This is a genomic window from Lacrimispora sp. 210928-DFI.3.58, assembly GCF_020554865.1.
GTDB lineage: Bacteria > Bacillota > Clostridia > Lachnospirales > Lachnospiraceae > Enterocloster.
In genome coordinates, this window is record NZ_JAJCIC010000028.1 from 43609 (window position 1) to 62537 (window position 18929).

18 protein-coding genes and 2 pseudogenes are annotated in these 18929 nt (G+C 50.4%); 6 read left to right on the forward strand and 14 right to left on the reverse strand.

Going from position 1 to position 18929, the window contains the following annotated elements:
- Nucleotides 1-3: 3 nt before the first annotated feature.
- Together LIZ87_RS16085 and LIZ87_RS16090 are read right to left on the reverse strand one after the other, a co-directional pair.
- The gene (locus LIZ87_RS16085; protein WP_227148397.1) at nt 4-1995 is read right to left on the reverse strand and encodes a helicase-related protein; all 1992 of its coding nucleotides are present in this window, start codon (nt 1993-1995) and stop codon (nt 4-6) included.
- A gap of 90 nt (nt 1996-2085) precedes the next feature.
- Nucleotides 2086-2481 carry a DUF6483 family protein gene (locus tag LIZ87_RS16090; RefSeq protein ID WP_178317404.1) on the reverse strand — a complete coding sequence of 132 codons (396 nt, stop codon included), beginning with the start codon at nt 2479-2481 and terminating at the stop codon, nt 2086-2088.
- A gap of 176 nt (nt 2482-2657) precedes the next feature.
- On the opposite strand from LIZ87_RS16090, the gene LIZ87_RS16095 reads away from it, so the two are divergent.
- On the forward strand, nt 2658-3071 hold the full coding sequence (locus tag LIZ87_RS16095) for a hypothetical protein (RefSeq protein WP_227148398.1): 414 nt from the start codon (nt 2658-2660) through the stop codon (nt 3069-3071).
- Here LIZ87_RS16095 and LIZ87_RS16100 read toward each other — a convergent pair.
- The 4 genes from LIZ87_RS16100 to LIZ87_RS16115 all read right to left on the reverse strand — a co-directional run bounded on the left by LIZ87_RS16100 (nt 3047) and on the right by LIZ87_RS16115 (nt 5906).
- The gene (locus LIZ87_RS16100; protein WP_227148400.1) at nt 3047-4696 is read right to left on the reverse strand and encodes a recombinase family protein; all 1650 of its coding nucleotides are present in this window, start codon (nt 4694-4696) and stop codon (nt 3047-3049) included. The genes LIZ87_RS16095 and LIZ87_RS16100 overlap by 25 nt on opposite strands.
- 82 nt (nt 4697-4778) lie before the next feature.
- On the reverse strand, nt 4779-4955 hold the full coding sequence (locus tag LIZ87_RS16105; RefSeq protein ID WP_162612239.1) for a hypothetical protein: 177 nt from the start codon (nt 4953-4955) through the stop codon (nt 4779-4781).
- Between the two features lie 287 nt (nt 4956-5242).
- A complete protein-coding gene (locus tag LIZ87_RS16110; protein WP_227148402.1) occupies nt 5243-5557 on the reverse strand; it encodes a hypothetical protein in 315 nt (104 codons plus the stop codon).
- Between the two features lie 19 nt (nt 5558-5576).
- Complete coding sequence (locus tag LIZ87_RS16115) at nt 5577-5906, reverse strand: plasmid mobilization protein (protein ID WP_227148404.1); 330 nt, start codon at nt 5904-5906, stop codon at nt 5577-5579.
- 236 nt (nt 5907-6142) lie between these two features.
- On the opposite strand from LIZ87_RS16115, the gene LIZ87_RS16120 reads away from it, so the two are divergent.
- The 4 genes and pseudogenes from LIZ87_RS16120 to LIZ87_RS16135 form a co-directional block, all read left to right on the forward strand.
- Nucleotides 6143-6538 carry a hypothetical protein gene (locus LIZ87_RS16120; protein ID WP_227148405.1) on the forward strand — a complete coding sequence of 132 codons (396 nt, stop codon included), beginning with the start codon at nt 6143-6145 and terminating at the stop codon, nt 6536-6538.
- Between the two features lie 241 nt (nt 6539-6779).
- On the forward strand, nt 6780-6980 hold the full coding sequence (locus tag LIZ87_RS16125) for a helix-turn-helix domain-containing protein (protein ID WP_195451378.1): 201 nt from the start codon (nt 6780-6782) through the stop codon (nt 6978-6980).
- Nucleotides 6973-10131 (forward strand): N-6 DNA methylase, encoded by a 3159-nt coding sequence (locus LIZ87_RS16130; RefSeq protein WP_227148407.1) that lies wholly within the window; start codon nt 6973-6975, stop codon nt 10129-10131. Before LIZ87_RS16125 ends, LIZ87_RS16130 begins: the two co-directional genes overlap by 8 nt.
- Before the next feature lie 79 nt (nt 10132-10210).
- Nucleotides 10211-10444: pseudogene (locus LIZ87_RS16135) on the forward strand (transposase); the annotation flags it as partial.
- A gap of 21 nt (nt 10445-10465) precedes the next feature.
- Here the strand turns inward: LIZ87_RS16135 and LIZ87_RS16140 are convergent.
- On the reverse strand, nt 10466-10732 hold the full coding sequence (locus LIZ87_RS16140; RefSeq protein ID WP_227148409.1) for a DUF6809 family protein: 267 nt from the start codon (nt 10730-10732) through the stop codon (nt 10466-10468).
- Nucleotides 10733-10862: 130 nt separating this feature from the next.
- Complete coding sequence (locus LIZ87_RS16145; protein ID WP_227148418.1) at nt 10863-11201, reverse strand: hypothetical protein; 339 nt, start codon at nt 11199-11201, stop codon at nt 10863-10865.
- On the opposite strand from LIZ87_RS16145, the pseudogene LIZ87_RS16150 reads away from it, so the two are divergent.
- Nucleotides 11149-12027 (forward strand): annotated as a pseudogene (locus LIZ87_RS16150) (DUF3810 domain-containing protein); the annotation flags it as partial. The gene LIZ87_RS16145 and the pseudogene LIZ87_RS16150 overlap by 53 nt on opposite strands.
- Here the strand turns inward: LIZ87_RS16150 and LIZ87_RS16155 are convergent.
- The 6 genes from LIZ87_RS16155 to LIZ87_RS16180 all read right to left on the reverse strand — a co-directional run bounded on the left by LIZ87_RS16155 (nt 12009) and on the right by LIZ87_RS16180 (nt 18810).
- Entirely contained in the window at nt 12009-13625 is a 1617-nt protein-coding gene (locus LIZ87_RS16155; RefSeq protein ID WP_178317406.1) for a metallophosphoesterase, read from the reverse strand. The pseudogene LIZ87_RS16150 and the gene LIZ87_RS16155 overlap by 19 nt on opposite strands.
- Before the next feature lie 53 nt (nt 13626-13678).
- Nucleotides 13679-14488, reverse strand: a complete 810-nt coding sequence (locus tag LIZ87_RS16160) for an HAD family hydrolase (protein ID WP_178317407.1) — start codon at nt 14486-14488, stop codon at nt 13679-13681.
- Entirely contained in the window at nt 14466-15050 is a 585-nt protein-coding gene (locus tag LIZ87_RS16165; protein WP_227148411.1) for a xanthine phosphoribosyltransferase, read from the reverse strand. The genes LIZ87_RS16160 and LIZ87_RS16165 overlap by 23 nt, the downstream gene beginning before the upstream one ends.
- 35 nt (nt 15051-15085) lie before the next feature.
- Entirely contained in the window at nt 15086-16144 is a 1059-nt protein-coding gene (gene tig / locus LIZ87_RS16170; protein WP_227148413.1) for a trigger factor, read from the reverse strand.
- Between the two features lie 130 nt (nt 16145-16274).
- Nucleotides 16275-17669 (reverse strand): aminopeptidase, encoded by a 1395-nt coding sequence (locus LIZ87_RS16175; protein ID WP_227148415.1) that lies wholly within the window; start codon nt 17667-17669, stop codon nt 16275-16277.
- A gap of 193 nt (nt 17670-17862) precedes the next feature.
- On the reverse strand, nt 17863-18810 hold the full coding sequence (locus tag LIZ87_RS16180; protein WP_227148417.1) for a leucine-rich repeat protein: 948 nt from the start codon (nt 18808-18810) through the stop codon (nt 17863-17865).
- Nucleotides 18811-18929: the final 119 nt, after the last annotated feature.

Here is an 18929-nt window from a genome sequence, read left to right on the forward strand (position 1 = left end):
TTCTCATCCCCTTGCTTTGCTCCGCTTTACGCGGCTTCTCGGATGGTTTTGCTTCCCACGCTCAAAGCAGCGCTCACAGATGGAGAAGGGATAATCCCATGACAGCTCTCTTCCGCAGGCGGAGCATTTGCGGGAATAGCTGGCACATTCTGTTTTTAAGATGCGGCTGATCTCTTCCTCCGTCTGCCGCCGCTCCTCATCCAGGTATGCATCCTGAATGGGGAGGCCCACCTTCCTTGAAAACTGGAAGTACAGATCGAGCATCTTATAATAGCTCTCCAGATCATAGAGATCAGGGCCCGGACTGTAGGGAAATTCCAGCTCATCCACATCCCGGTACTCTCTGCAGTAATCCTTCCACAGATCCATCACCATTTTATTGTCAATATCCACAGAGCAGGTGATCAGCTTGTAGATCTCCTGCTTTGTAAATTCATCCAAATGTCCCCGGTGCACCTGCTCAAAGTTCATATACAGGGCTAAGAGCTCGTCCACCTCCATCTTCTCATAGATAGCCGGCGGACTCATGCCTGCCCATATTTTGATCAGGGTGTCGATCTCAACAGGCATATCAAGAAGCTGCTCCGGGAAGCCCACATAGGCCTTCATGATCGGAATGGGACGCCTTTCCAGGCCGTCCGCTATCACCTCCAGGTTGTCAATGGCGGCTACATAGCCCTCGTCATAAAGGCCAAACCTCCCCGCCCTTCCTGCGATCTGCTTGATCTCCTCCGGCAGCAGCGTCCGTTTATTGACGCCGTCGAACTTCATTGTCTCCACAAATACGATCCTGCGGATGGGAAGATTTAACCCCATGCCGATGGCATCTGTGCTGACCACTACCTCCGTCTCCTTCTCCAGGAAACGGCGCACCTGCTCCCTGCGGGTGGCAGGGGGAAGGCTTCCATAGATCACGCTGCAGTGGATCCCCTGGTTCTCCAGATGGGCCGCCAGAGCCAGCACGGATTTCTTGGAAAATACGATCAGGGCATCGCCCTTTCTCAGATCCCTTGTCAGGGAATAGGGCTTTTCCTCCACCGTAAGCCTGGTGTTCCGCTTATGGCGCACGATGCGGTACTGGTCGCCGCAGCGTTTGATCATCTGGACAATGATGTCCTCTGCCTCCGGGGCCATGCACAGATGGATCTCCTCTGCCCGGAGTCCCAGCACAGCCCTCGTCCAGTTGTGTCCGCGGTAGGGGTCTGCCACCATCTGGCATTCATCTACCACCACGATATCAAAATACTCGTGATCATTTAACATTTCCACGGTGCAGGCCTGGCACAGGGCACCCGGTACCTCCAATGTCTCCTCCCCTGTTATCATAGAGCAGGCCAGCCCTTCTCCGTTCAGCCTGTCGTACACCTCCAGGGCCAGAAGCCTCAATGGTCCAAAATAAGCGCCATGGCTGCACGCCTTTAAACGCTCTAAAGCATCATGGGTCTTTCCACTGTTGGTAGGGCCTACATGGAGGACAAATCTGCGCTTCATCTCCCTTGCTCCGGGATATTCGTCCTCCGGGTTCTGCTGCACCGATTCCATGATCCCCTTTTTCACGGTCTTGGGAATATAGAACAGCTCATAGGCACGCTCCAGGGAATTGGTAAGAAGGTAGCGGCGGATGCCCTGCATCTTCAGGACATTTTCCAGCTCCTCCAGGGACAGGTCCGACACAAACTGCAGGTCCTTTTTTGCGAGAATGCGGCAGAATGCCTGCATTTTCCCGTAATTTTCCATCCATTCGTCATAAAGGGGACCGGGCTTTAAATGGCCCTCCTTGCGCATCAGATAGGAACAGACCTTTGCAAACATGGCATGGACATCATTCAGCTCATTGGATTTTGCAATGGGCCTCATGCCGGGCTCATTCAGACGGCTGATCCTGGCCCGCACCTCGCTTCCTGTCATGGAACGGTAGCGCTTATTGACATTTCCAAAGAACAGGTCCTTATAATATTCCTCCAGATAATCGATACACTCTGCTTTTATCTCCATGTGTCCTCTTTCTTTTATCTCACCTATTCACAAAAACCGCCAGGTGTCCATGCTCTCATGTCCATCTGGCAGCTGATCCTTACGCCGATGTTACACCATAGTGGTATCTACAAAGTTCTCAAATCCGGAGATACCAAACTCGGCGCTGATATTATTGATGCCCTCCACGATCTCCTCACGGGAGTAATTGGCTGTGTAGAGCACGTCATCCTTAAACTGGTTCAGATACATATAAAATGTCAGGGCCATCTCCAGATACTCCATATTGGATGTGTCCAGCTCCTCGTAAAGCGTGTTCTCCGCCCCGTTCATATCCCCTGCATCTGCCATATCCTTCAGCTTCCTGTAAATGCTGTCCAAAGAGGTATACTTATCCTCTGTATCAGGGAGCTCATAATCAATATCATTCTTGCCCAGAGCCAGCCTGGCAATGGCTCTCACAAGATCGCTGATGGTCCGCATTACATAATCGTCCTGATAACCCATATTTTTCTTCTCCTACGGTGTGTTTTCTGCTTCGCGCATATTAGAATAAGTATAGATGATATCCCCTCTGCCGTCAAGAAGGGAGTTCTCTTAAGTTTCCGCCCCCCTTTCTTGACTCCCTCCCCGGATCACCCTATAATAATGGAATAACCACATGAATAAGGCAGGTATATCAAATGCATCGTCTGCACAATCCGAACAGTCCGAAAAAACAGCCGTCCAAACCGGAGAGTTCCAAAGCCTGGATATGGTCAGGAGGGATCCTGCTCCTGACAGCGGTGGCCCTAAGCCTTCTGGCCCGTTTTCTGCCTGGCTTTGCCCAGGGGTACAGCTCCCTTATCTATCCTCTGTTAAAAGGCAGCATTGGACGGGTATGCAGCCTGATCCCCATTTCAATGTCGGAGGCCGGCGTTTATGGTTTGGCATTGTTCTCTATCTGCTATGTGATCCGCCATAGAAAAAGGCCCTTGGCGGTTTGGTGCCCCCTGACAGGGGTAACTTTGCAGGTGTCTGAACCCCCGGCAGATATTGCTTCGGCAGTATCTGCCGGGGACTTCTTTTTGTCTCACGCACCTTTGGCGGTGGACTGACCTTTCGGCTGTGGCAGTTCCACACAGCCAATGTCATTGTAGTGGATTTCTACTGTCTGCTGAGCGTGCTTGCTCCACTTCACATCCTTTTCGTGGACCACGATCTTTTGAATGAACAGCCGCAGCAACTCCGGCGTCAGCTCCTGGATGTCTGTGTACCGCTTTGCCAGGGAGATAAAGTGGTCGGTGCCGGACACCTGCTCCCGCAGCCTCTGGATGGCAGTTTCCTTTTCCGGGATGGCCTTGTTCAGCATTGCCATCTCCTGGGTGTAGCTGCCGGAGAGCGTCTGGAACTGCTCCGCTGTGATCCGCCCCAGGACGCTGTCCTCATAGAGCCGCTTGAAGATGCTGTCCAGTTCCCTGCTCCGCTTCTTCAAAGCGGCCAGTTCCCGTTCCAGCCCACGCATCTCTTTTCGGATTTCTGCGGATTGCCTGCTGCCGATGTATGCGGCAAACTCCTGGGTGTGCTCCCTGGCCATTGCTGTCACCCGCCGCAGATCCTCCAGAACCACGTCATCCAGCACACACTCCCGAATATAGTGGGCGGTGCAGAGGGTGCCGTCCTTCTTGTAGGTCCGGCAGGTGAAGTGGTTGTAGGATCGGCTCATGGTATGGGCGCGGTGGAGCACCATGGTGCTCCCGCAGTCGGCGCACACCACCAGCCCGGAATACTTGTTCTGCTCGTCCATCTTGGTAGGCCGCCGTTTGTGCTGGCGCACCCGCTGGACGATATCCCAGACTTCCCGGCTCACCAGGGCGGGGTGGGTGTTTTCCAGCACCATGCATTCCTCCCTGGGATGTTCCACTTTCCGCTTGTCCTTGTAGGAACGAGTGCTGTACCGGAGGTTGATGGTGTTGCCCAGGTAAATCTCATTCTCCAGCATATTGGCAATCGTACTGTCAGACCACCCATAGGGATCATTCAAATTCAGACTGCTATGGGCAACGCCAAAGATTTTGTAAGCGTAGGTCGTGGGGCACAGTACCTGCTCCCGCTTCAGCAGCCGGGCGATCTGGCTGGGTCCCTGCCCGGCGGCGCACAGGGCGAAGATGCGGCGCACCACGGTGGCGGCCTCCTCGTCCACCACCAGCTTCTTGTGGTCCTGTTCGTCCTTGCGGTAACCATAGGGCGCTCTGGTGCCCAGCCGCTCCCCGCGCTCCGCCTTAGCCCGCTGCACCGCCCGGATCTTCCGGCTGGTGTCCCGGATGAACCACTCATTAAACAAGTTCTTGAAGGGCATCAGCTCCGTGCTCTCGCTCCGATCGGTGTCCACATTGTCGTTGATGGCGATGTAGCGGACGCCGAACATGGGAAACCGCTCCTCGATGTAAAGCCCCGTGTGGAGCTGGTTGCGTCCCAGCCGGGACAGGTCCTTGGTGATGATGGTGCGGATCTTCCCGTTTTCCATATCCGTCATCATCTGCTGGAAGCCGGGGCGGTTGAAGCTGCCCCCGGAATAGCCGTCATCCACATAAAAGCGGGGGTTGGGGAAGCGGTGCTCCCGTGCGTACCGCTCCAGGATGTTCCGCTGGTTCTGGATGCTGTTGGATTCTCCGTCCACCCCGTCATCCTGGCTGAGACGGCAGTACAGGGCGGTGATCTCATTCTGGTTTGACTGTTTCATACAGCCCTCCTTTTTTCTCGTCAAACCGATTCAGCGCATCGCGTCTACACAATACCCCAAAGCCTGGGGAATGTCCAGCCCTTTAGGCGCACAGCTTTCCCTGCTGTGCGTCCAGGTCGATGAGGGCTTTCAGCTTGTCCTCCGGGGTGGCGCTGCCTTGCTGCGGGAACACAGACACCACACGGATAAGCCGCCCATGGGAGCGCTGAAGGCGTTCCGCTTTTACCTGTTGAACATCATCTTTCGCTTCTTCTGACATTTTCGTTTCCTCCATCTCTGGTCGGGAAGGTTTGGCAACCTTGCCAAACCTTCCTGGGCAGCGCTTTTGGTGATTTCATCAAAAGCGGTCTCCCGGCTCTGTGGTATATTCCGCTCCTCCCGCGGATCGCCTTTGACACTATTGTCAAAGGCGATTTTCTGCTCCTGTGACATAAAAGTGACGCTCCTGACGATTCGGCTGAAAGCGCCCAGTTTCTCCCTAGTGGCCTGCCTACCCCTCCTGGGGGATGCGCGGCCACACGGGGCCTCCAGTGGCCTTACAGGGGGCTATTGTTGAGTGGAGAGAAGAAAGCACTCCTCACAGAGCTTGTCCGCCAGAAACTCCAGCTGCGCGATCTGCTCCGGGGCAAGTTCTCTGGCCCTTGGACAGCGGGCGATCTGCCGGATGTTGGAGTAGATATGGTTTACGGCGGGGTGCGGATCTATCTTCTGCCTGGGCATTCGGGCGTGGATCGTGGCCTCCTTGATCAGCTTGCGGAAATAAGTTGTGACCGGCAGTCTGGTGATGGCCAGATAGCGGCACAGCCGCTGGTACTGCTCCTCCGTCATGCGGACGGACAGAGAACAGCTGTTGTCCCGCATAGGTGGGCGTGGCCTGCGTTTATGCCGCATAGGGGTACCCCAGCTTTCGCACTTGCCAGAACCGTTCCACCACCTGGACCAGGCGGTGGAGGGCCAAGTCCAGATGCTGGGCGGTGCCGCAGCCACTGTTGAATGCCCTGGCCACGGCGTTGATGTCCCGGCCAGCCTCATCCGCAAAGGCGATGGTCGCTCTCGTCTCCTCCTCCCGGTAGCGCATGGGGCGGTTTCGCTCCAGCTCTCTCATCAGCCAGGCGTTGGCGGACAGTCCGGCAGCCCTGCTTTTTTCTTTCAGCAGGTCGTATTCCTCCTGGCTCATCCGGATGCAGGTGCGGTGTGTTTGTGTGTTCATGTTGCTCCTCCTCTCGGGAGACGGCTCCAGGGCCATCCCCGGTTCTCGCACCCATCCTAACAGATAATGCGGACAGTCTGTGTCCGCATTAAAAAAGAAAAATGGGGGTCTCATGATGCACCCTGCCCTGGATTTCTTGACCTCCAGGGTGCTAACATGGACACCCTTGTACGGATTATAATGTATAGTTTAGTACCCCACAGTGTAGACAGCCTATTGTTAAAAACGACACCCTGATGCAGGTGAAAATCGGGTCCGGCAAGGTTGCCGAACCCGATTTTCAGCGCAATGGACTGCCGCCAGAATTGCCAAATGTTCAAATGAGATCGGGTTTGACAATTTTGTCAACCCCGATCTTGCGTGGAACATCTTCCGAAAACTTTTCGGCAACCTTGCCGGAAAGTTCCGCCCGAAGGCGGCATTGGGGACAGGGGTTTCCCCTGCAAGCGCGTTTTGACATCAAAACGCTATGCTTGCGTGAAACGCCCGCCCTTCAGGGCGGGCGTTTCACCGCTGGAGGCAAGTCAATACCTTGGTTAAAATTAGCCTATATGAAAATCCTTCCGACTCTCCATAAGGCTGAGGTAACCATTCTGGAACAGCTTGTGGTAAAGCATCACGTAAGAATTTAACGGCAAACCCGCTACCCTAAATTAAATTGGTTCAGTCCTTATGTTTAAAATGAGCATGTCAATGGTTTATCTCGTCTATTAATCTTCTAAAAAGAAAAAATTTTTGGACAATCGAAAACGAAAATTGTCCAACTAAATCCACTATTGTCTATTTGAGTTTGATAGATTCACAAAATTTCCCCAAATATATTGCACCCCACAAAAAATAATGATATACTTGACAAAATGGGGTGAATGTGTTATGGCAGACGAACTATTTACAGTTGCTCAAGCGGCTGAATATTTGAAAGTATGCGATAAAACGGTACGGCGAATGATTGCCTCTAAGGAACTTGTTGCTTCCAAAGTAGGAAGTAGAAGCTGGCGCATCCGTAAAGATGACATAGATGCCTATCTAAACGCCACCAGTACGGGGCAGGAAGGAGCAGATACCATTGAGTGAAGAACTGATTCAGCGTAATTTGATAGAAGCTCCTGAAAAAATGGGCGATTGGAATTTCTACAATATTGGCGCTACTACATTAAAAGCTCTTAAAGGAGCGAAGATTATTCCCGATAAAGACTATGAGGCATATGAGGGAAAAAAGCCGGATGCCTTAATTGTTAAAAAGCCAATTATTATCGCAGCTATCGAGTATAAAACCCCTCAGGAGTTGCGAACCGAAAAGCAGATTGCTAAAGCTATTGCACAAGAAATTGGGACAGCCCAGATATTGCAGGCAAAAGTTTACATTGTTACTGACGGCAAAAAAACTTTTTGGATTAACCCTGCTACCGGTCAAGAAATTCTACAGGAAGATGGTAGCCGCATTACATTAAATTTTGACAAGAGTAGTACAGAGTGTATTACCCTCATCAATAAGATTCGAGCCTCTATTAATGCTACTAATAATCAAATCAAGGCTGCCGCGTCTGTTGATCCTCTGCCTCTGGCCGAAAAAGTATGGCAAGATTTATGGGCTGTTTCAGGAGCGACGCCTGAAAATTGTTTGTACACCTTTGTTGAGATTTTTATCTTCAAGTACCTTAGTGATTTAGGTGTTTTGAAGGGAATGTATTCATTCTATGATTTGCTTGGAAAATACTCTGGCAATAATGAGAATGAGGTACTTGAATATTATGCTTCCACGGTACGAGTAAAGATTAAAGCTCTTTTTCCTGGCAATCCGAAGGACAAAACTACCATTATCAATGGTACAATTTTTGTATCCAAAGATGACAAGGCTGTTTCTGGATATGCGACTGTTTTCCACAAAATTCTTAAGCGTTTTAATGATTTTGGGACTTTAGAGAACATAGACTACGACTTCAAAAGCAAGCTGTTTGAAACTTTCTTGAAAGAATCAATCAGTAAGAAAAATTGGGGTCAATACTTTACACCCTTGAAGGTAGTTCGAGCTATTGTCAATATGATAGACATCACTCCGGGTATGAAGATTTGCGATCCGGCGTGTGGCGTTGGAAAATTCTTGCTTGAACCGATTCTTCACGATTTGCACCGATTCTATAAAGTGGAGGATGGAGAGTTAAAGCCTCAAATTACGCTGAGTGGTTTTGACAAAGGATTTGATAAGGACGAACAAAAAACAATCATTCTCGCTAAAGCAAATATGCTGATTTATATGTCTGGTTTGCTCCGAGAGCATCCAGAAATGACAGATAAATTTGCTATACTTTTTAACGACACATTTTTGCTTCAGACCAACTCGATTCTTGGAACCTTGGCAAAGCCTGTACATGAGCAGTATGATCTGATTTTAACGAATCCGCCTTATGTTATGAGCGGAAGCAGTAATTTGAAGGAAGAGATTTCCAAGGATGATACACTCAAGAAATACTTTTCTGTAAGCGCAATGGGCATCGAGGGTTTGTTCATGGAATGGATTATTCGTGCCCTCAAACCAAATGGAAAAGCGTTTATTGTCGTGCCTGATGGTATTATGAACCGCAGTAACGACAAAAAGCTCCGTGACTTCATATTGGAGCAATGTGAAATTGATGCTGTCATCTCTCTTCCGTTAAACACTTTCTTCACAACTAACAAAAAAACTTACATTCTTGCTCTGACAAAAAAAGCACCTGTTATGGTGGATGGTGTGCCTACTCTTCAACGCCAAACCTCCCCAGTATTTACCTATTTGTGTTCGGAAATTGGAGAAACTCGTGATGTGTACCGTTTTGACATCGATCAAAATGATTTGCAGGTTGCATCTGATCTTTTTAATATGTTCAAGGGTGCGAAAACGAGCTTTGCCAACACATTGAACATGATTGGTGATCAGAGATGCAAAATTTCGAGCATTGATGACTTTTATAACGGAACTCATTGGTGCGTGGAACGATGGTGGAATCACGAAGAACGGCAGGCTCTTGGTATTGAGGAAGAATCCAAGACAATCGGAGTAAATGACTTTAGAGTTTTACTTGCTGATACGATTAACACATTGTCTGAACTTGATGAACCATTGGCTGAAGTTGAAAAAAAAAACGATGAGGGCCTTCAGTTTTTAGAAATCCCCATTACCCAGGTGTTTGATATTGTTCGTGGCGACGGAAAATATACTCGAAGCTATGTACATGAACACACTGGTGAGTATCCATTATATTCTGGCAACACATTTGGACCATTTGCTCAGATCGATTCCTATGATTATAATGTTCCGGCATTGACATGGGCAATAGATGGTTTAGCGGGCTACATGATGATTCACAGATCACCTTTTTCCGCAACCAACCACCGTGGAATACTCCTGCTGAAAGACACAAATATAGACCTGGAGTACGCAAAATATACCTTGGAACCTATTTTTAGAGAGCTTAAAAAAGGGCGGCAAGGCGATAATGGCGAAAATGAGTACACATCGCTACCACCATTTATGATTCAATCTGTAAAATTTGCTGTTCCGGTAGACCATAACGGAGAGCCTTGGCTTGAAAAGCAAAAAGAAATCGCCGCAGGTTATGTAACTTTGGAACAAACCAAAGAAACTGTTGTTGAACAAATTGCAAATCTCTCACAGGTTTCTATTGTGCCGAATTGTGACGAATATGCGATTGAATATTTGCCTTTGAGTGACCTATTTGACACTATTAAAGGAAAGTCAAAGTACACCAAAAAATACGGGAACCTACACTCAGGCCCCTACCCTGTCTACTCGGCATCAAGTCAAGGGACATTGACCCATTTAGATACCTACGATTATGATGGTCGTTATATGACATGGTCAACAAATGGATTTGCAGGTACGATTCTTATTCTGGATGGTAAATTTTCTGTTAACGGAGATCGTGGAATCCTGGTTCCTAAAAACGGGCGTCAAGATTTGGACTTCGATTATATGAAATTTACTTTGGAACCCATATTCCGGGAGCTGGCTAAAGGTCGAAAAGGCGATAACGGAGAAGATGAATTTACGAAACTATATCCTTCGATGTTAAGCGACATTATGGTACCAATTCCTGTCGATAGTAAAGGAAATATTAGCCTTTCACTTCAAAAGGAGATTGCCCAAAAGTTTATATCAGTACAAAATAGTCAGAAAGAAATCATTGAAAAATTGGATGTACTAATATCCAAGAAAATTTCCATTTAATCGTAAGGAAGCGCTCATTTTATTTTGAGCGCTTCTTTTTACTTGCGTTTCACTTCTTTTGAGACAAGGAGAAAAGCAGATGGAGGCCGAAGTAGAGAAGTTGACCCAGGCAGCCCGGTACGAGCGCAATGAACAGCGCCAGGGCTGCCGCAGCGGCCACTACAGCCGCAACCTCACCACCACTTCCGGGGATGTCACCCTCAAGGTGCCCAAGCTCAAGGGGATATCCTTTGAGACCGCTATTATTGAGCGGTATCGTCGCCGGGAGAGCAGTGTGGAGGAGGCTCTCATCGAGATATACCTGGCAGGTGTATAGGTGAGATGTGCTAAATGCCTACTGCTTCCTGTTACAATCATCAGAACCGGCATCTGTCTCATCTTCTTCAGCTGGCAATGACTGCCTGTCCTGTTTATAGCAATTCAATTCGTTTGCCATTTCCAAAGCCAGGTGAAAGCCACAGAGGAAACTGTCCATGGAGCGCTCTTCTGCCATTAGATTCTGGGTATCCATGATCCGCAGCACCAGTTTTCTCTCCGGTTTTTCCAGTCGCTCGATGAGCTGACGGTGGCAAACTTCAATTTCCTGTTCAGCTTCTGCCATGGGCACAGGTTTATAAAATCTATCATACAGCAGTTTCAGTGTATTGCGCATATTATCCTACCCCCTTGTAGCAAGACAACATACCACAAGCGGATAGAAAAAGCCACAACAATATTTGCATCACTGCAATTTAACTGTATCCAAATTCCGGAAGTTGTTTTTGTGAAGCATAGGTCAAAATGAGGGCATATGGAACACCACATGCCCTCATTTTCCCCATATACGGCTGGAGCTTAACCCATATCGAGAGATCGTTTTTCGCAGCACTTCTCAAAGAGCGGGGGCGAGGACAGTTAACCGGCTGTTTTCGCCCTTTTTTGACGTGCGCAAAAAGAAGGGCCTGCGGATTTTCCGCAGGCCCTTCCACGCTGATGCGCAAAATTGGTTTTTTGTTGTCCTTTTGCGGGGGCGTCTTTCTGTCCAGGGCCTTTTTTCTGATATCCTTGTTATTCTTTGTCTTTACGGTCAACTGTGGGATCAATTATTACCGGAATCCCTTCTCCTATGAAGCCGGGTTTTCAATGTCCCCCTCCTCTCCGGAGGAGCTTTACCAGCTCTGCGAATATCTGGTGGGACAGATCAATGAGAGCGCCATGGCTCTGAAAAACCGCCCTGAAGGCTCCCTGGACTACAGCCCCATCACCCCTTATCCCGGTCAGACTTCAGAGACACCTGCGCCTCCCGCCTTTTATCTGAGAGAGATGGGAAAGCTGGGCCGTGAAGCCATGAGTGGTTTAGGAAGGCTCTATCCCCAGCTTGCAGGCTGGTATCCCGATCCGAAGCCCCTGGTAAATTCCAGGCTGCTGTCTGTGCAGCAGCTCTGCGGCATCTATTCGCCCTTTACCATTGAAGCAAACTACAACAGGGAGATGCCCTACTACAACATCCCCCATACCATCTGCCACGAGCTGTCCCACTTAAAGGGCTACATGCGGGAGGATGAAGCCAACTTTATCGGCTATCTGGCCTGTGCAGGCTCCTCCTCCCCTGACTTTCGCTACAGCGGCTATCTGACCGGCTGGGTCTACGCCGGGAACGCCCTGGCCAAGGCTGACTGGGAGGGCTACGTCCGCCTTTACGGACAGCTGCCCCCTGAGGCCCTGGAGGATCTCGCATGGAACAATGCTTTCTGGGACAGCTTTGAAGGCCCTGTCGCCGAGGCCTCCACGGAGCTCAATGACCGCTACCTAAAGGTACACAGCCAGAAGGATGGAGTGCAGAGCTATGGACGGATGGTAGATCTGATGCTGGCCTACTACCGTTCCCAGCCTGATCCCTACGGAAGCAGGAAATAATTATTATCCCTGTCAGCGTCTGCCGCCATGGCCTCCAGCTCCCGCAGAAGGGCGCTGTCAGGCATGTTCCGCTTCCACCACCTGTAGCCCTTTGCAGATTGTATTTCCTTTAAATCGATCTTTCTCCCTGCATAGTAATCCATGTATACGCCTGCGTATAAAGAGGACATGGACTGCTCGATCTCCTCTCCCAGGCTTCTTAGCTGGCGGCGTATCTGGGCGCTTATGAGGGATCTGATATACTCATAGGACCAGGCTTCAAACTCCAAAAGATTCTCATCCGTACTCCCTGTCTTTCTTGCCCAGGCAGATACATCTACCGCCCTTGTGGCGTATTCCAGGCTTCCGTCCTCCTTCCACACCAGCTCTCCGTACTGGCAGGGCGGGATGCTTATGGCGTCTGTGATGATCTCCTGTATTCCGTAGGCTTCCTCCGGCTCTCCCGGCTCCGCCTTGTGCTTCCGTATTCTCTGAACATGGAGATGACCGCTGAAAAATAAGGGGAGCTCATACTTCTGGAGCAGGCCGATCACTTCGCCATTATTTTCCATGGCGCACTGGGTCGTGTACATGCGGCTTTGGGCCAAAAGATTGTGATGGGCAATGGGAATAACAAAGATCCCATCCTCCTTTGCCTTTATCAGCTGCTTTTCTGCCCATGTCAGGGTTTCCGGTCTTATCCTCCCCTCTACCAGATTTTCCGGCTCATACTGGCAGGAGTCCAGCATCAGGAGCCAGTTTTTCTCGTCCAAGGCATAGACATAGCTTAAGGAAGCCTCATCCCTGCTCAGTGCCTGGCGGTATCCGTAGTCCCGGTACAGGTCAAGGAACTCCTCCGGGCTCACGGAGTCCGTTCCTTTGCTCACATCGCCAAAATAAACAGCGGCATTGCCATTGTTAATGTCATGGTTTCCCGGAATGACAAGTACCTGGATCCCGGCATCCTGCACCCTTTTAAGCCCTTCTGAGAGCTCCTCATGATTCATGCGCTCCCCATTCATGGTGATATCCCCGCTCAGCACAAGAGCAGAAGGATGGTCTTTTATCACCTCATCCAGAAAGGCATCCAGAAGCTCCGGCAGATACCGGACCACCTTTCCGTCACAATACTCCACAAAACGCTGGAATGCCTTTCCTCCGTCCCCCGCCTTGGCACTCTGGTAGTGGAGGTCCGTGGCAAGTATGATCCTTGGAGGGGTATAGGCCTGCCCGGCGCTATCCGGCTCCCAGATATTTTCAAGTTCCTTTTTCCAGCCGCTGTAGCCCTTTTTTCCATAAGTGTTTTTGGCTGCATGACTGCCGGGGATGCCGTCTTCTCCTAGTTTGGTATCGGGAGAAAACGCAGCATCGGAGGGAGAGGCCATCACATCTGCCGGAGAAGCCGCGGCATCGGAAGCCGAAGCCAAAGTACCAGTAATCGGAGTAACAGCACCCGCTCCTGATGCGGTTCCGGCTTCTTCCCCGCCATACTCTGAGGAAATCTCCGTCCTCTGTCCATCTGTCTCTGTCCACTTTTTTAAAACAAACAGCACCCCGAAACACACCAGAAACACCATGGCATATATCAGGGCGCTAATCATCCAAATCTTTTTCTTCATTCAGGTCAGCTTTCTCTCTTCTGCGGATTTACAATGTCAGTCATGTGATGCCTTTATATGATCCCCAGTTCCTTCATGGCATAGGCAATGCCGTCCTCCTCCACTGTCTTTGTCTCGAAGGTGGCATAGGGCTCCAGAACCGGGCTGTGTTTACCCATGAGCACGCAGTTCCTGGCAAACTGAAACATGGAGAGGTCATTGCTGCTGTCACCAAATACATAGGCGTCATCCAGGGAGATGCCATAATGCTTTAACACCAGGTCGATGGCTGTCGCCTTTGAATGGCCTCTGGGCACGCACTCGTAAAAGCCTCTTCCCCTGTCAATAATGTCCATATCCTTTAACCGGCCAAAAAGCTCTCTTGTCCTGCTCTGAGCGTCAGAGCCTATATACATCTTGTCAAAGTCGGACTCTTCATCCTCCCAGGCATAAGCCCCTTCTCCTCCTGTCCTGCGTACAGTTTCCTTTAAGGCCTCCACCGCCGGGATCCGCGAAATGCTCCTGTGGTAATAAATTCCTTCCGTTGATTCCAGCGCTCCGTCCATACCGCACTCATCAACATCCCTCTTGATCTGCATGCAGCGCTCATGGGGAATGCGGTTCCTGTATAATACCTTTCCATCCACAATAATACAGGTGCCGCAGCCGCAGAGATATCCGTCAGCCTCCACCTGAGACCGTATCTGCTCCAGATAGAAATACACGCGGCCTGTATTGATGAACACAAGATGTCCTCTTTTCCTGGCTTCTGCCAGCGCTTCCTTTGCAGTGTCAGGAACCCTCCCCGTCTTCTCAGACAGGAGGGTTCCGTCAATATCATAAAATAATGCTTTTGTCCTGTTACTCATCATCTCTGAACACAATGCTCTGTGTCTCCTCGTCCATACTCTCCACGATCGCCAGAGACTCCAGCCGGATGCCTTCGGAACGCAGAAGATCTCCTCCTACCTGGAAGCCCTTCTCGATCACCACTCCTGCTCCCACAAGCTCTGCCCCGGAGTCTCTCACCAGAGCCGCCAGGCCCTCTAAGGCCTTCCCATTTGCCAGAAAATCATCGATCAGGAGCACTTTATCCCCGGCTCCCAGAAATTCTTTGGAAACAATGATGTCATATACCCGGCCATGGGTAAAGGACTCCACCTTGGTGGTATAGACCTCTCCTGCAATGTTCTTTGTCTGTGTCTTCTTTGCAAAGACAACGGGTACATCGAAATACTGGGCTACAATACATGCAATTCCAATTCCTGACGCCTCAATCGTGAGAATCTTATTCACCTCTACATCGGCAAACCTGCGCTTAAATTCCTTGCCGATCTCTCCAAACAGCTTGATATCCATCTGATGGTTCAAAAAACTGTCCACCTTTAAAACGTTTCCGGTCTTGATCTTACCGTCCTTTCGGATCCTGTCTTTTAAAAGCTGCATGTACCTGTTTTCCCCCTTTTCTTTTGAGTTTTCTATTATTTAGCTGCTTCTGCCTCTGCCGGGGCTTCGCCGGCCTCATTGACTGCGTTGTCAGATAAAAACTTCATTATTTTATAGTTGAGAGCCATGGTGTCCATTGTCTCCTGTCCGTACATATTGGCTGCATCCTCGGCTGTCATTCCGCTCAGTCCGGCAAACTCCTCCTTGTCCTCCTCGGTCAGTGTAATGCCCTCCTGGGCGGCAATGGTGTCTAATGCCAGCTGGCTCCTTGCATCATCCTCCACAGAGGCATAGATGGATTCCTTCAGGGCCGGAACATCCATGCCATTGGCCTGGGCCATCTGGGTCAGGCTCATGCCGTACATCTTTGCCTGCTCCTCGTACTGCTTCAGCCTTGCATTGTAGCGCTTGGACAGTGCATTCTTAGAAAGCTTGAACTGGGAGTTGTCCAGAACGCTCTGCAGTACGGACTGCTGGATCTGAAGGTTGGCGCTGTCCTCCTTCTGCTTTAACAGGCTGGAGCGGATGCTGTCCTCATACTCCGCTACGGTACTGTAATCAGAGATCCTCTGGATAAATGCATCGTCCAGAACAGCGTCCTTTTTCTCCTTCACCGCATTTACCTTGATCTCAAATACAACCTCCTGTCCTGCCAGGAAGGACTCTCTGTAATCCTCAGGGAATGTCAGATTTAAATCCTTTGTCTCCCCCTTCTTCATTCCGATGATGCCGTCTTCAAAGCCATCGATCATGGTAGAGGAGCCCAGCTCCAGATCCTGGCCTTCACCAGAACCTCCTTCGAATGCCTCGCCTTCATGAATGCCCTTAAAGTCAATATTGACAACATCGCCCTCTGCAGCAGCACGGTCTACCTCGACCTCTTCCGGGTTTGCCCGCAGGGCGCTCTGTACACGCAGGTCAACCTCCTCATCCGTCACCTCAGGAACAGGGACATTTACCTTTACTCCCTTGTACTCTGCCAGGGTAACGGTACCCAGGTTTTCATTTGCGCCATCTCCAGCGCTGCCAGAGCAGCCGGTCATCATGGACAGGACAGCTAAACCGCATAAAAAAATCATTGCTGTTTTCTTCATAATATCATTTCCCTTTTCTCTTTCCTCATTTCGCGCGCCCGGAGAGTCCCCAAATGCGTGCGTTGTACATAGTTATACCATACAAGTCTTTGAAAAAAAAGACTTTCCATAAATTTCATTGATTTTTCAATCATTTATAAAATGCCTGAAAGGCCTTATATGTATTGTATACATCCATCTTTGACGCAAGCTCAAAGGGAGAATGCATGCACAGGATGGGCACACCCAGATCCACCGTATCCACATCCATATGGGCTACCAGCTTCGCAATGGTTCCGCCGCCTCCTGCATCCACAGCGCCCAGCTCTCCGGCCTGCCAGTAAACCCCTGCCTCCTCCATAATGGAGATGACCTTGGCCATGGTCTCTGCGCTGGCATCGTTGGAGCCTGACTTTCCCCTGGCCCCCGTGTATTTTGTGAGAACGCAGCCCTTGTTGATATAGCTGGAATTGCGGCCCTCGTACACATCCGGGAAGTTGGGATCATAGGCAGCATTGACGTCAGAGGACAGGCACAGGGAAGCTCTCAGCACGTCCCGCACCTTTACACCCGCCATATCAGCCAAATCTTCTATATAGTGAAGGACAAAGTCAGAGTTTAAGCCCGTATTGCCCTCAGAGCCGATCTCCTCCTTATCTGCAAGCACTGTCACGGTGGTGTAGGAAGGAAGCTTTGTGTCCCTCTCCGCCGTGATGGCTGTGTAGGCGCATACCCGGTCATCCTGCCCATAGGCTCCGATGAGGCTTCGATCCAGTCCCACATCTCTTGCCTTGGTGGCAGGCACCACCTCGATCTCTGCCCGGTAGAAATCCTTCTCCGTGATGCCGAACCGCTCATGAAGAATGGAGAGGGCCAGAAGCTTTACAGGCTCCTTTACCTTCTCGTCCTGGAAGGGCAGAGAGCCCACCACCACATTCAATTCCTCGCCCTTTAAGCCGTCCTTTAAGGGGCGCTCATTCTGCTTTGCTGACAAATGGGGCAGAAGGTCTGTCACACAGAATACGGGATCATTTTCCTTTTCTCCAATAGACAGCTCTATGGTCTCCCCATCCTTCTTCACTACCACTCCATGGATCGCCAGCGGAATGGTGCCCCACTGGTATTTGCGGATGCCGCCGTAGTAGTGGGTCTTGAAAAATGCGATCTCCTCTTTCTCATAAAGGGGATTGGGCTTCAGATCCAGCCTTGGGGAATCAATATGGGCTCCGTTGATTCGCACACCCTCTGTCAAAGGCTTTGTACCAAAGGTGGTAGCGATCAGGGACTTGCCGCGATTGACATAATATACCTTGCTTCCCGGCTCATAGGAAGCCGTCCTGTCAAAGGGCACATATCCTGCCGCTGTGAGCATTTTTACGGCTTCCTTTACACATTCCCTCTCTGTCTTCCCTGCATTTAAAAATGCCTTGTAGCCCTCGCAGTAGCCCGATGCCTCCAGGCTCTGCTCCACTGCATCCCTTCCGATATGCGGAAAGGACCATGTAAGCTTTTCTTCTAATTCCTGTCCTCTTGTTTTCTCTGACATGTTTTATCCTCCAGTATTATTTCATATGCTCTCATAATCTCTTTGTACCCGGATCTGCGAAATGATTTTCCGCCAGCTGTGTCCACCTTTATGCGGCATACGCGGCGCGTACATGGATGAAGGCCGGATACAGCCGACAAAAGAACAGCTGCAAAGATGGGTGCAAGGAAGATTCCAAGAGTACATTTTCTTCCTACAGCTCAAAGGTGCGCCTGCGCTCCCGCTTCCCCGCTCCTCCAAACCGGCTGTGCTTTGCATCCATGAGGAGAGCCAGGGCCTCAGCGTCCCCCAGCCCTCCGGCGCTTTTTATCATATTCTCCAGGGCGGTGCGATCCAGCTGTTCTGCATAAGCCATCCTGCAAAGAAGCTCTGTCTCTCCTCTTGTTATAAGGCCTGCCGCGCTTTCCCCTGCATATGTTCTCACATAAGCCCAGTAAGCCTCCTCTGCCTGCTCTCCCAGCCCCCAGGGCCAGTACAAACGGTAAAGCGCAAGCCTTGTCACAAGCTCCGGCTTTTCCTGGACCTGCACATGGGGAAACAGGGCATCGTACTCCCGGAACACAAAGCCGCTGTTGTCAAAGCAGTATCGGTACATGTGACCGCAACCATGCATTTCCCGCATGATAATGCGGGCCGGCGTATTCTCCACCGACTCCTCAAAGAACTCCGGGAAAATGAGCCTGGCCAAAAGCTTCCCCTCACTGTCCCTGTAATTCACCTCCAGGGTCTGGCGCAGCTCTGCCAGGATCTCCTGAAAGCAGGACTTTTCTCCGCTGATCATGCGGATATCCAGCCTCTCGATCCCGCTGCACCCGGTAAACACGCCGGCTCCCCAGTCCCTTACCGTACTGCGGCAGGAAAGCGCCTTAAGCCTGTAGCAGTTATAGAAGGCATAAGCTCCCACTTTCCTCACATGCTCCGGAAGTACCAGTTCCTCCACGTCTGTCCCGGAAAGCTCAGGCTCTCCCATATATTCTCCCGGCGGCGCACTTCTCCCCCGAACAGTCTCCGAGAACACATAGCTGTCCAGCTCCGTCACCTTTTTTCCATCAATCTCCTCCGGAATCTCCACGATCCCGTCCAAACCGTAACAACGCTGGATGCAGCATCCATCCAGCGTTTCCTTGTATCGTATTTTCATGGTATTAGTTTAATCAGTTTTGGCGGGATTTTCAAGGGGATTTTTTATGCATGCAGATTTCTTATGTAGGATTACAATACATGTGTTACAACTGAATAATTAAAAAGCAGAGATGCTGC